The 13531-nt window shown below is 45.1% G+C and carries 10 protein-coding genes; all 10 read left to right on the forward strand.

The features are described 5' to 3' along the window. Nucleotides 1–16: 16 nt before the first annotated feature. Entirely contained in the window at nt 17–1405 is a 1389-nt protein-coding gene (murC, locus tag B2739_RS08600) for a UDP-N-acetylmuramate--L-alanine ligase (protein ID WP_331345491.1), read from the forward strand. A 14-nt stretch (nt 1406–1419) separates the two neighbouring features. Further along, a complete protein-coding gene (locus B2739_RS08605) occupies nt 1420–2391 on the forward strand; it encodes a D-alanine--D-alanine ligase (protein ID WP_331345453.1) in 972 nt (323 codons plus the stop codon). Nucleotides 2392–2409: 18 nt separating this feature from the next. Further along, on the forward strand, nt 2410–3516 hold the full coding sequence (locus tag B2739_RS08610; RefSeq protein ID WP_331345454.1) for a cell division protein FtsQ/DivIB: 1107 nt from the start codon (nt 2410–2412) through the stop codon (nt 3514–3516). Between the two features lie 62 nt (nt 3517–3578). Next, the gene (gene ftsA / locus B2739_RS08615) at nt 3579–4817 is read left to right on the forward strand and encodes a cell division protein FtsA (RefSeq protein ID WP_331345455.1); all 1239 of its coding nucleotides are present in this window, start codon (nt 3579–3581) and stop codon (nt 4815–4817) included. 50 nt (nt 4818–4867) lie between these two features. After that, on the forward strand, nt 4868–6049 hold the full coding sequence (gene ftsZ, locus B2739_RS08620) for a cell division protein FtsZ (RefSeq protein ID WP_331345456.1): 1182 nt from the start codon (nt 4868–4870) through the stop codon (nt 6047–6049). 101 nt (nt 6050–6150) lie between these two features. After that, nucleotides 6151–7062 carry a UDP-3-O-acyl-N-acetylglucosamine deacetylase gene (gene lpxC, locus B2739_RS08625; protein ID WP_331345457.1) on the forward strand — a complete coding sequence of 304 codons (912 nt, stop codon included), beginning with the start codon at nt 6151–6153 and terminating at the stop codon, nt 7060–7062. A 342-nt stretch (nt 7063–7404) separates the two neighbouring features. Further along, nucleotides 7405–8334 (forward strand): M23 family metallopeptidase, encoded by a 930-nt coding sequence (locus B2739_RS08630; protein WP_331345458.1) that lies wholly within the window; start codon nt 7405–7407, stop codon nt 8332–8334. 160 nt (nt 8335–8494) lie between these two features. Next, on the forward strand, nt 8495–11233 hold the full coding sequence (secA, locus tag B2739_RS08635) for a preprotein translocase subunit SecA (RefSeq protein WP_331345459.1): 2739 nt from the start codon (nt 8495–8497) through the stop codon (nt 11231–11233). Between the two features lie 101 nt (nt 11234–11334). Continuing rightward, entirely contained in the window at nt 11335–12555 is a 1221-nt protein-coding gene (gene argJ / locus B2739_RS08640) for a bifunctional glutamate N-acetyltransferase/amino-acid acetyltransferase ArgJ (RefSeq protein ID WP_331345460.1), read from the forward strand. Nucleotides 12556–12570: 15 nt separating this feature from the next. Next, entirely contained in the window at nt 12571–13521 is a 951-nt protein-coding gene (locus B2739_RS08645) for a Nudix family hydrolase (RefSeq protein ID WP_331345461.1), read from the forward strand. Nucleotides 13522–13531: the final 10 nt, after the last annotated feature.

Here is a 13531-nt window from a genome sequence, read left to right on the forward strand (position 1 = left end):
TCACTGTGTTCCAGAAATGCGTCGTATTCGCCGTATCCATTTTATTGGAATTGGCGGAGCAGGAATGAGCGGCATTGCAGAAGTGTTGTTGAATCAAGGCTATGAAATTTCTGGCTCTGATATTAAGGAGTCCAGTGTAACTGCTCGCTTGGTCGCCAAAGGCGTCAAAATTTTTATCGGTCATTCGGCCAAGAATGTGCGCGAAGCCGATGTTGTTGTTAATTCCAGTGCAGTTAATGCGAGCAATCCGGAAATGCTGGGTGCACGCGAATTGCGAATTCCTATTGTGCGTCGCGCAGAAATGTTGGGCGAATTGATGCGTTATCGTCACGGAATTGCCGTGGCGGGCACGCACGGAAAAACCACCACCACCAGTTTGTTGGCATCTATTCTTGCCGCAGCAAAACTGGACCCGACGTTTATTATCGGTGGATTGGTTAACAGCACAGGCACTAATGCACAACTTGGACAGAGCCGGTATTTGGTGGCGGAAGCCGATGAAAGCGACGCGTCATTTTTACATTTGCAGCCGATGGTGGCGATTGTTACCAATATTGATGCCGACCATATGGAAACCTACGGTGGCGATTTTTCCAAATTGAAAAAAACGTTTATCGAGTTTTTGCACAATCTTCCATTCTACGGTTTGGCGGTATTATGCGGCGAAGACCCGGTAATCCGCGACATTATTCCTGAGGTGTCACGTCCGATTTTGACGTACGGTTTTGCAGAGCATTGTGATTTCCGTGCAGTGAATATCAAACAAGACAAAATGCATTCGGAGTTTGATGTCATTCGTCCTGGGCATGACAAACCATTGCATATCCGCATCAATATTCCCGGAATTCATAATGTCTTGAATGCAACAGCAGTTATCGCTGTTGCAACAGATGAAGGTATTAATGATGAGGCAATTCAATCCGGTTTGGAAAATTTCCAAGGGGTTGGTCGCCGTTTCCAGGTGTATGGCAATTTCCCTGTTGGCAATGGTGAGGCCATGTTGGTTGACGATTATGGTCATCATCCACGCGAAGTTGCTGCTGTCATTAAAGCGGTTCGCGATGGCTGGCCGGAGCGTCGGTTGGTCATGATTTATCAGCCGCATCGTTATACCCGTACCCGCGATCTTTATGAAGATTTTGTTGAAGTGCTTTCAACGGTTGATGCATTGGTTATGTTGGAGGTGTACAGCGCGGGTGAAGATGCAATTCCTGGTGCAGATAGTCGGCATTTGTGCCGCAGCATTCGTGCCCGTGGTGTTGTGGAGCCGATTTTTGTTGAAACGGTCGATGGTGTTCCGTCCATCATTAAAGACATCGTACGTGCAGGGGATATTGTCATCACACAGGGTGCGGGCAACGTAGGCGTACTCTCACCCGAATTAGCAAAAAGACAATTGTGTTAGAGGTTAAAAAAGAGATGCAAGCAGTCACTCTGCCGATTAGTGAAACATTTAAAAAACAATTGGGCCGCGTAGGTGTGCTTTTTGGTGGCTTGTCGGCCGAACGGGAAATTTCGTTGCAAAGCGGCGCTGCTGTTATTGCGGCATTGGTTGAAGCAGGTATTGATCATGTTGCAATTGATGTGGGCGATAACATTATTGCTGATATTCAGGCCGCCAAAATTGATCGCGCTTTTATTATTTTGCATGGCCCCGGCGGTGAGGATGGTCGCATTCAGGCTTTGTTGGAATTTTTAAACATCCCTTACACCGGTAGTGATGTGGCCTCATCGGCATTGGCAATGGATAAGCTACGCACCAAACAACTTTGGCGCGGCGTTGATGTTAATGGCGAGCAAGGTTTGCCAACGCCAGAATTTGCTGTGTTATCCCAAGGTTCAGATTTTGCACACGTGCTGGAGAGTCTGGGCGGCGAAGTGATGGTGAAACCGGCAAATGAAGGTTCCAGTATTGGTATGTCGCGTGTGAATAGTGCTGCTGATTTGGAGGCCGCTTTTCAAAAAGCAGTGCAATACCAAGGTAGTGTCTTGGTGGAGCGGTTAATTGTAGGCAGTGAATTTACCGTGGCCATCCTTGATGGTGAGGCTTTACCTCCAATCAAACTGGAAACCAACCATAGCTTTTACGATTTCAATGCAAAATATATTGCTGAAGACACGCGTTACTTATGCCCTTGTGGTTTGTCATCTGAAAAAGAATTGGAGTTAAAAAAGCTCGCACTCAACGCATTTAATGCGCTGGGGTGTCGCGGCTGGGGTCGTGTAGATGTGATGGCTGATGCACAACAGAATTTTTATCTGTTGGAGGTTAACACCGCACCTGGTATGACGAGCCATAGTTTGGTTCCTATGGCTGCTAAAGCGGTAGGGCTGTCGTTTACCGAATTGGTTTTGACAGTTTTGCGCGCAAGCCTTGCGGTAAAAGTATAAGCGCCATGTGTAAATACTATGCGTGATATGAAAGGAGGGCGGATTGAGCCTCGCATCGGTAACGAGCGGCTTGATCCTGTTGCAGATAAGTCTACGCGACGCAATCGTGCGGATGATCTGGCGCTTGCCAGTCGCAAAGAGTCTGGTGCTGGAGCACGCGTAGTACGCGATGTATTAATGGATAGTCCTTCATCGCGTTATGTTGCTCCGGATTTACCCGTTGCACGGACAGAGTTGCCAACAAAACGTGAACGTGGTTACAGCAAGGTATCGCCTCAAGGGCAAAAAATAGAAGGAAATCGGCAAAAAAAAGCGCGAGCAACATCGCCGGATGCCCGTAAATGGAATTTTTCCTGGGTAAATCGCAAATTAGGCGCGGGATTATTGGTGTTAGGGATGCTCTTGGGTGGGTATTGGGTAAGCGAACCTGTCGCAAAAATTTTTGAACGGCCAATAAAAAGTGTCGTGGTTGAAGGTGATTTTAATTTCATCTCGAAACAGCGTGCTACCGAGCTTATTGGGAATGAAATTAACGGTGACTTTTTGCAGTTGGATTTAATGCAATTGAAAAATGCGTTATTAAATGATCCCTGGGTTGAAAAAGTTACCTTAAACCGGCGTTGGCCAGACACATTGGTAGTAAAAATTACCGAGCAAAAACCTATTGCTCGTTGGGGAAATGGATTTTTGAATCAACGTGGAGAAATTGTTCGCATCGAGGATGCAAGCCAACTATCTGGTTTGCCTTGGTTGCAAGGAAATGAATCAGATGCGCCTGAAATTTTGCAGCAATATCAGGATTTATCCCAGATTTTGCGCTCGCGAGGGTTGGAAGTTATCGCGTTAAAGTGCGATAACAAAAAATCCTGGCGATTAACGATAAAAAATCACGTAGAAATTGCACTTGGACGCGATCAAGTGATGGAAAAAATACGTAGATTTGTTACTGTATACGACACGCACTTAAGCAACGTCTGGATGGATGTAAAAGCGATAGATGCACGGTATACAAATGGAGTTTCAGTGCGTTGGGTTGCAGATTCTGCCATGGCAAAAAAACACATAAAAAGCCAGGCACTAGAGAAACTTCCTGCATCCTCACTATTAACTGCTCCAAAAATTTAATCGATTAAAGAAAATCGCCAGTTGTTCAGTAATTGGCAAATAACTGGTAAATGAGGTTATGAATGGCAAACGCTAGCGACAACAAAATGATTGTAGGCCTGGATATTGGCACATCCAAGGTTGTGGCTATCGTTGGTGCTATTACTCCGGAAGGCCAATTGGAAATCGTGGGAATTGGTTCCCATCGTTCCAATGGTTTGAAGAAAGGAGTGGTAGTCAATATCGAATCGACTGTGCTGTCGATTCAGCGCGCAATTGAAGAAGCTGAGTTAATGGCAGGTTGCCAGATTCACTCGGTATATGCAGGCATTGCTGGTAGTCATATTCGTAGTTTGAATTCCCATGGAATTGTGGCAATCCGCGATCGTGAAGTTTTTCCCCAGGATTTGGAGCGTGTTATCGATGCTGCCCAAGCTGTCGCTATACCGGCAGACCAAAAAATCCTACACATTTTGCCGCAAGAGTTTTTGATTGATGATCAGGACGGCGTAAAAGAACCATTGGGGATGTCAGGCGTTCGCCTGGAGGCCAAGGTTCATTTGGTTACCTGTGCAGTTAATGCAGTACAAAATATTGAAAAATGTATCCGTCGTTGTGGTTTGGAAGTGGAAGACATCATTCTTGAACAACTGGCCTCCAGTTATTCGGTATTAACTGATGATGAAAAGGAGTTGGGTGTATGTGTTGTTGATATCGGTGGAGGCACTACAGATATTGCCATCTTCAAAGATGGGGCAATACGTCATACGGGAGTGATTCCGATTGCAGGCGATCAGGTGACCAACGATATTGCAATGGCATTGCGTACGCCGACACCAAATGCTGAAGAAATTAAAATTAAATACGCATGTGCATTGGCCAAATTGACCAGTCCAGATGAAACCATCAAGGTTCCCAGTGTTGGCGACCGACAGCCTCGCGATTTGTCCCGTCAGGCACTAGCTGAAGTCGTTGAACCGCGTTACGACGAATTATTTACGTTAGTGCAAGCTGAATTGCGCCGCAGTGGTTACGAAGATTTGATTGCCGCCGGTATTGTCCTTACTGGAGGCACATCCAAAATGGAAGGTGTTATTGAGTTGGCAGAAGAGATTTTCCATATGCCTGTGCGCTTGGGATCACCGCAAAACATTCGCGGTTTGTCCGATATCGTAAACAATCCTATTTATTCAACAGGTGTTGGTCTTCTTATATATGCAATGAAACAAAATCTGGGTAGCGGCAGAGCAGTTGCCGGTACCAAAGAAGCTCAAGGGTCGTTGTTTAGCAAAATCAAAAAAATATTTCAGAGTAATTTTTAACCAAATTTAATTTTCACAAATTGAGTCAAAGGAAACAAAGGGGTGTGGCCATGTTTGAACTAGTTGATAGCATTCATCAAAACGCGGTAATCAAAGTGATTGGTGTTGGCGGCGGTGGTGGTAACGCAGTCAAGCATATGATCGCCAGTAAGGTCGAAGGCGTAGAATTTATTTGCGCTAATACTGATTCACAAGCATTGAAAGATATAGACGCACGTACCGTGTTGCAGTTGGGTAATTCCATGACCAAAGGTTTGGGTGCGGGTGCAAATCCAGAAGTGGGGCGCCAAGCTGCAATGGAGGATCGCGAGCGAATTGCCGAAGTATTGCGCGGTGCAGATATGGTCTTTATCGCTGCAGGCATGGGCGGTGGTACCGGTACGGGTGCTGCACCCGTTGTTGCAGAAGTTGCTCGCGATTTGGGTATTTTGACAGTTGCAGTCGTGACCAAGCCTTTCCCGTTTGAAGGCCGTAAACGTATGGTTATTGCGGATGCCGGTATCAAAGAGTTAAGTGAACGCGTTGATTCACTTATTACAATTCCTAACGAAAAATTATTGTCAGTACTGGGAAAATCTACCAGCTTGCTTGATGCTTTCAAGGCAGCAAACAATGTATTGCTCGGCGCGGTACAAGGCATCGCCGATCTTATTATCCGCCCTGGTATGATTAACGTTGACTTTGCTGACGTTCGTACCGTTATGTCTGAAATGGGCATGGCAATGATGGGGACTGGCCGCGCAACCGGTGAAAACCGTGCACGCGATGCAGCTGAAGCAGCTATCCGCAGTCCGTTGCTTGAAGATGTAAATTTGCAAGGTGCTCGCGGTATTCTGGTTAACATTACAGCCGGTATTGATTTGTCCTTGGGTGAATACTCTGAAGTAGGAAGCATCATTGAAGAGTTTGCATCAGGCGACGCTACTGTGGTTGTGGGTACGGTTATTGACCCAGAATTGACTAACGAACTGCGTGTGACAGTTGTGGCAACCGGTTTGGGTGTAGTTGAGAAAGTAATTGCTCCAGTGAAAGATACAAAACCTGCTCCTACTAAAGTTGTCGACAATACTCGTCGCGCAGCACCAGCGGTGGATTATTCTACGCTTGATCGTCCTGCACAATTACGTGCTAACGCTCATTCGTCCAATGCTGCTGCGCTGGCTGCACCATTGGGCGATAAAGAGCTGGAATATCTTGATATCCCGGCATTTTTGCGTCGTCAGGCAGACTAATAGCCAATTAGCTATAGGGAAGATTGCCAGTTTTAACTGGTTGGCTTCTTCTCTGGTTGATAACATGCCCAAGAGTTAATAGATGTATGAAGGGTATGTAGATGATTAAACAGCGAACGCTTAAAAATGCAATCCGCACGACAGGTGTGGGGCTTCACACAGGTGACAAGATTCATCTGACGCTGTTGCCTGCATCTGTTGATAGTGGAATTGTATTTCGTCGGGTGGACTTGGATCCCCCTGTTGAAATCAAAGCGACCGCTAAAAGTGTAGGAGAAACGACACTTTCTACTTGCCTAATCAAAGATGATGTCAGGGTGTCAACTGTAGAGCATCTTATGTCTGCTTTGGCCGGGTTAGGTATTGATAATGCGATTGTCGAATTAGATGCTCCCGAAATTCCGATCATGGATGGCAGTGCCGGTCCCTTTGTGTTTTTGATTCAATCTGCCGGCGTTCAGGAACAAGATGCACCTAAAAAGTTCGTACGTATCAAAAAGGAAGTAACTCTGAGAGATGGTGACAAATACGCCACATTCTTGCCTTTTAATGGTTTTAAAGTGTCGTTTTCGATTGAATTTGATCATCCTGTATTTAAAGACCGCCGACCACAAACTGAGCTGGAGTTTTCCAGCTCGACTTTTGTAAGAGATATTAGTCGTGCGCGGACTTTTGGTTTTATGCACGAAATCGAATACCTGCGCTCCAAAGGTTTAGCTCGCGGAGGCAGTATGGATAATGCCATTGTAGTAGACCAGTATCGTATTCTTAACGAAGATGGTTTGCGTTTCGAGGATGAGTTTGTAAAGCACAAAGTGCTGGATGCGATTGGTGATTTGTATATGTTGGGCAACAGTTTGCTTTGTGAATATCGCGCTCATAAGTCAGGACATTCACTGAACAATCGTGCTTTGCGCTTGTTGCTCGAACAGCCTGATGCTTGGGAAATCGTCACTTTCGACGGGCAGCAGAAGTTACCAATCACTTATGTTACCCCTACAGCAGCTGCTTAAAGCGATTTAGGGTGATGTTTAATTTGTGAACATCACCCTAAATTTCTACTTGTTAATTCCTTCCTATTTGTGCGATATTTCGGGCAGGTACCATTATGGGTGCCTTGCAAGGAGCCTCCGCACTACACATTTTATTTTATAAAACATGTGTAATATGTTGTTTTTTAAACGCTTTTCATTAGTTGTTCAATAACCTAGAAGCGTTTTTCAATGGATGTCTTATTTGTGTCTTGTTAAGAGCAGGATGCAATCTGAAAGTCGAAATTTTTAATAAAAGTCCGATTAGATCCTGAATTTTCAGTTGCGGGCTTTTTCATCCATAAAAAAGTAGATTTCTAAACAATGAAGATTATTATCGTCAACAAAGATCATGCGCAGGCTCGCAGTTTTACCCTGGGTGGGTGGACGCGTGCATTCCTGTCTGTCTGCCTGTTGGGGATTCCGACTTTTGTAGGAGCTTGGGGTTACAGTTGGCTGGTTTCAGATGAAAAAGGTGGCTTTTTTAACTCTGATACCAAAGCATGGATGGATATCCTTTCTGCGCGAGAGTCTGAAATAGAGCAAGAGCGAGAGGCATCTGAGGCTCAAATTGCTGCGCTCACCAGCAAGATGGCCGAATTACAAGCTCGTCTCATGCGGCTCGATGCTCTTGGGGAGAAATTGACCTCTGCCGCTAATCTTGAACAAGGTGAATTCGATTTTGGCCAAGTTCCTGCCTTGGGCGGCCCATCGGCGGCCACTCCAGATGCGGCTTATGCTAAGCCGGATTTTTTTGCTGCGATTGACCAACTTTCAGCGCAGGTGGATAGTAGAGAGCAACAGCTTAATACCATAGACGCTTTATTAGCCAATCGTAGTTTGCAGCAAGAAACTTGGGTTTCTGGTGCGCCTGTTGCAAATGCTTGGGTTTCATCACGCTACGGTTACAGAAAAGACCCTTTTACAGGTAAAACTGAATTCCATTCCGGAATTGATTTTACCGCTCGTCAGGGAAGTAAAGTCAGTACTGTTGCCGCAGGTATTGTCAATTGGTCCGGACGTCATCCTGAATATGGCAATATGGTTGAGATCAAACATGGAGATGGTTTGGTTACCCGCTACGCGCACAACAAATCCAATCTTGTGAAAGCCGGCGATGTTGTCAAAAAGGGTCAGGTTATTGCTCTGTCCGGGTCAACTGGGCGTTCAACTGCTCCTCATGTTCATTTTGAAGTCTACAAAAACGGTAGGGTAGTTGACCCTGCAGCATATATCCGACGTACCAACCGATAATATCCCGCTCTTCTTTGTTGGCAGCAGATTTCTTACTTGCTTTAGTCAACGCCTTCCTATTTACTTGCCAGCCTTTATTCTCGGCAATTCACTGCTATTTCGTGGATATTCGCTGCGCAAAATATATTCAGTTTATTAGATTTTTCATGGTGTTAAGAAAATGATCGGTAAGTTAATCAAGGCAGTATTTGGTTCCAAAAATGAGCGCGAATTAAAACGCATGAATAAAGTGGTTGTGCGCATCAACTCACTTGAACCGAATATGCAAGCGCTCAGTGACGAGCAACTTAAAGCAAAAACAATTGAATTTCGTGAGCGTTATCAAAAAGGCGAAACGCTTGATCAGTTGTTACCTGAAGCATTTGCAACGGTACGTGAAGCCGGGCGTCGTGTTTTGGGAATGCGTCATTTTGATGTGCAAATGATTGGTGGTATGACGCTCCACGAAGGTCGTATTGCTGAAATGCGTACAGGGGAAGGTAAAACACTAGTATCGACGCTACCGAGCTATTTGCATGCGTTGACAGGTAAAGGAGTACATGTCGTAACTGTAAACGATTATTTGGCAAGTCGTGATGCTAATTGGATGATGCCACTCTATGAATTCCTCGGTATGACGGTTGGTGTAATCCAATCGATGCAACCGCAAGCAGTGAAGCGTGCAGCCTATGCTGCTGATGTTACTTACGGAACCAATAACGAGTATGGTTTTGATTACCTGCGCGACAATATGGCTTTGAGCAAGCGCGATAAAGTTCAGCGTGCGCTTAATTTTGCCGTAGTCGATGAGGTGGACTCTATTCTTATTGATGAAGCACGTACGCCGTTAATTATTTCCGGAGCTGCAGAAAATAGCTCCGAGCTGTATAAGCGCATGGATCAGTTAGTGCGCAAGTTAAAACGCCAGATTGATAATGGTGAAGACGGTGAGCGTCGTGTTATATCCCAAGCTGGAGATTTCACTGTTGATGAAAAATCGCGTCAGGTTGAACTAACGGAAGATGGTCATCAAAAAGTAGAAGATTTACTGGTGCAAGCTGGGCTTTTACAGTCGGATCAAAATCTTTACGCGCCAAATAATCTTGCCTTGCTGCATCATGTGAACTCTGCGTTGCGCGCACATGCATTGTTTCATCTTAATGTTGAATATATTGTTCAAGAAGGGCAGGTTGTTCTCATCGATGAACACACCGGCCGTACTATGCCTGGACGCCGCCTTTCAGAGGGCTTGCATCAGGCTATTGAAGCTAAGGAAGGCGTATCCATTCAAAGTGAAAGCCAAACGTTGGCATCGACTACATTCCAGAATTATTTCCGTCTTTATCCGACGCTTTCCGGAATGACCGGTACTGCTGATACTGAAGCTTACGAATTCCGTGAAATCTATGGTTTGGATGTTGTTGTAATTCCGACCAACAAACCTGTCCAGCGTCTCGATCTTAACGATAAAGTGTATTTATCGCTGGAAGAAAAATATGAAGCGATTGTTGCTGACATCAAAACGTTCCAAGCTAAAAATGTGCCAATTCTTGTGGGCACAGCGTCAATTGAAACATCTGAGGAGATGTCTCGCCGATTGACCAAAGCGGGAATTACCCACCAAGTACTGAATGCCAAATTTCATGCCCAGGAAGCAGAAATTATTGCGCAAGCAGGTCGCCCCGGTACGGTGACCATCGCAACAAACATGGCTGGTCGTGGTACTGATATTGTACTCGGTGGACGTTGGGAGTCAGATGTTGCCAAGCTCGAAAATCCCACGCAAGAACAAATTGATGCTATCAAGGCCGAGTGGAAAATCCGTCATGATCAAGTAATGGAAGCGGGCGGTTTGCATATTATCGCTACCGAGCGTCACGAATCTCGACGCATTGATAACCAGTTACGTGGACGCGCAGGCCGTCAGGGTGATCCTGGCTTGACTCGCTTTTATTTGTCATTGGAAGACAACCTGATGCGAATATTTGCCTCCGAGCGTGTACGCAATTTTATGCAGGCCTTGGGGATGGAAAAAGGCGAAGCGATTGAGCATCGCATGGTGAACAACGCAATTGAAAAAGCCCAGCGCAAAGTGGAAGGCCGCAATTTCGATATACGTAAACAATTGTTGGAGTTTGATGATGTTGCCAACGATCAGCGTCAGATTATTTACCATCAGCGTAATGAATTGTTAGATGCGGATTCTATTCGCGACACCATTACTGCAATCCGTGCCGAGGTAGTTGACGATCTTATAAATGGCTTCATTCCACCACAATCTATTGAGGATCAATGGGATATTCCTGGGCTTGAAAAGCAACTTGAAATGGATTTCGGATTGCGTTTGCCAATTGGAAAATGGTTGGAAGAGGATAACCGTTTGCATGAAGAGACATTGCGCAAGAAAATTCTTGATGATGTTCAGGGAGCTTATGATGCGAAGTGTGAGCGTGTAGGCGAGATAATGTTGGAAATTGAAAAACAGGTGATGTTGCAGGTGCTGGATAATGCTTGGAAGGATCATCTTGCGACCATGGATCATCTGCGTCAGGGAATTAATTTGCGTTCATATGCGCAAAAAAATCCAAAGCAAGAATACAAACGTGAAGCATTTGAGTTATTTCAAAATTTGTTGTTTACCGTCAAGCGGGAAACCGTCCATTTAATGGCCCGTGTTGAGCCAATAACGCGTGCGCAAATGGAAGAGATGGAAAATCAACGCCGCGAGGAGCTTGCGCGTCAAAAAATGCAGCTGCGTCACGATGAGCTTTCTGCGCTTGGCCAACCAGAAGAACCTCAATCTGCTGCTCAGCGTGCACAAGCACCTGTTGTCCGTGAGGGGCGCAAAGTTGGCCGTAATGATCCATGTCCTTGTGGATCAGGTAAAAAATATAAAAGCTGTCATGGTGCACTGGAGTAATTGGTGCAAATTGAGGGCGGGTTGTTAGTTTGAAATAAGTTTATATCGGCTTTTAAAAAATTAATTGCTGATGAAGTCATTGAAAATGTGAGAGTAAAACTATGGCAGTTGGTGAATATCCATTTCCGCATATGCATCCAGTGAAGGGTGTTAAATTAACTGCAGTTAGTGCTGGAATTAAGAAAGTTGGCCGACGTGATGTGGTTTTATTTGAGCTGGCAGAAGGTAGTTCTGTTGCTGGAGTTTTTACGAAAAATGCATTTTGCGCGGCACCGGTTACCGTGTGTCGTGAGCATCTGGCTGCTGCGCCTATTCGTTTTTTGGTGATTAACTCCGGTAATGCAAATGCTTGCACCGGTGAACAAGGTCTACAAGATGCTAAGGCAACTTGTGCTGCAATTGCCCATCTGGCAGGTGTTAAGCCAGAGCAGGTTTTACCTTTTTCTACAGGTGTTATCGGCGAGCCTCTGCCAGTGCAAAAGATTATTGCAGTGGTGCCAGAGGCATTGGAAAAGGCCAATGAAAATGGTTGGGATGATGCAGGTGCTGGCATTATGACAACCGATACTCGTCCTAAAGGATTTAGTCAGCAGTTTGAACATCAAGGTAAAACAATTACCGTAAACGGTATCTCCAAAGGTGCCGGAATGATTAAGCCAAACATGGCAACTATGCTTGGTTATATCGCGACAGATGCAAAAGTATCGCAAAATGTTTTGCAGAGTCTTGCACGGGAGGCCGCAGATAAGTCGTTCAATCGCATTACTATTGATGGTGATACCTCTACGAATGATTCATGTATTTTAATGGCCTCAGGGCAGGTGGATCTTCCTGAAATTTCTGAAGCCAGTGGCGAGCTGTACCAGAAGTTGCGTGACGTTATTCTTGCTGCGCATGTGCATCTGGCAAAAGCAATTGTGAGTGACGGAGAAGGCGCTACTAAATTCGTCACTGTTGCTGTTAGTGGTGGTGCGAATCGCGATGAGTGTTTGGATGTAGCTTATGCTGTTGCACATTCTCCTTTAATCAAGACCGCGCTTTTTGCATCAGACCCTAACTGGGGGAGAATTGTTGCTGCTATTGGTTATGCGGGTATTTCCAATCTTGATGCAACTAAGGTTAGGGTTCATCTGAATGATACCTTGATTGTTGAGAATGGAGGGCGAGCCAAAAGTTACACAGAAGAACAAGGTCAAGCAGTAATGAATCAGGCGGAAATTGCTATCAACATTCATTTGGGACGCGGTGATTTTGCTGAGACAGTGTGGACTACAGACCTATCCTATGAATATGTTCGTATTAATGCGGATTATCGTTCCTAATAACGTGTTTTTATTGTGAAATTAATACATGTTGCCGTTGGTGTTATTGTAAACACAGACGGAAAAATACTGATTGCTAAACGGCCGCTTTCTGCACATCAGGGCGGTTTGTGGGAATTCCCCGGCGGCAAGGTTGATGCCGGGGAGACCGTTGAAATGGCATTGATCCGTGAGCTCTACGAGGAGTTGGCAATTCGTGTAGAGTCGAGCAGCCCCCTCATCCAGATTCGTCATCATTACCCTGATAAATCAGTTTTACTGGATGTTTATAAAATTACACAATTTTCTGGTGAGCCCGTAGGTAATGAAGGGCAGTCCGTTCAGTGGGTTGATGCTGATAATTTAAAGAACTTCGAATTTCCTGCTGCTAACCAACCAATTATCTCAGCAATTAATCTCCCACAAAAATATCTAATCACGGGCAGCTACAGCAATCACGCCGATTTTGTTTCACGCTTGACGCTTGCGTTATCACATCACATACGTTTGGTTCAGCTACGTATTGAAAATTTTTCGATGCTATTGCATGGCGAATATATCGAATCTGCTATAAATCTAATTGCTCGTGAAAATGCGCAGTTAGTTCTTAACTGTTCGGTTGATGAGTTTCATCATGTAAAAGAAATGTATCCAGGTAAAAATATAGGGTTGCATTTAAATCGGCATCAAGCCAAGCTCTTAAGTAATCGACCTGTTGATAAGCAAATTTTGTTTGGAGTTTCTTGTCATGATGCAGATGAAATTTTGCATGCACAAAAAATAGGTTCTGATTACCTTTTGCTCTCTCCTGTGTTGCCCACATTATCTCATGTAGATGTACAGCCTATGGGGTGGCAACAGTTCGCTTCACTTGCAGAGCTTGCCAATATTCCTGTTTATGCTTTGGGCGGCGTCAACGATGAGCATATAACGATTGCTCAATCGAATGGAGGGCAGGGTGTTGCGGGGATCAGCGCGTGGTGGTGAGTGTGGTGCG

The organism is Cellvibrio sp. UBA7661 (genome assembly GCA_002483365.1).
Classification (GTDB): Bacteria; Pseudomonadota; Gammaproteobacteria; order Pseudomonadales; family Cellvibrionaceae; genus Cellvibrio.

What these genes read in the sequence shown, in the direction of transcription:
- murC (WP_331345491.1), top strand. Translation starts at nt 17, where the DNA reads ATGCGTCGTATTCGCCGTATCCATTTTATTGGAATTGGCGGAGCAGGA.
- B2739_RS08610 (WP_331345454.1), top strand. Translation starts at nt 2,410, where the DNA reads ATGCGTGATATGAAAGGAGGGCGGATTGAGCCTCGCATCGGTAACGAG.
- argJ (WP_331345460.1), top strand. Translation starts at nt 11,335, where the DNA reads ATGGCAGTTGGTGAATATCCATTTCCGCATATGCATCCAGTGAAGGGT.
- ftsA (WP_331345455.1), top strand. Translation starts at nt 3,579, where the DNA reads ATGGCAAACGCTAGCGACAACAAAATGATTGTAGGCCTGGATATTGGC.
- B2739_RS08605 (WP_331345453.1), top strand. Translation starts at nt 1,420, where the DNA reads ATGCAAGCAGTCACTCTGCCGATTAGTGAAACATTTAAAAAACAATTG.
- ftsZ (WP_331345456.1), top strand. Translation starts at nt 4,868, where the DNA reads ATGTTTGAACTAGTTGATAGCATTCATCAAAACGCGGTAATCAAAGTG.
- secA (WP_331345459.1), top strand. Translation starts at nt 8,495, where the DNA reads ATGATCGGTAAGTTAATCAAGGCAGTATTTGGTTCCAAAAATGAGCGC.
- lpxC (WP_331345457.1), top strand. Translation starts at nt 6,151, where the DNA reads ATGATTAAACAGCGAACGCTTAAAAATGCAATCCGCACGACAGGTGTG.
- B2739_RS08630 (WP_331345458.1), top strand. Translation starts at nt 7,405, where the DNA reads ATGAAGATTATTATCGTCAACAAAGATCATGCGCAGGCTCGCAGTTTT.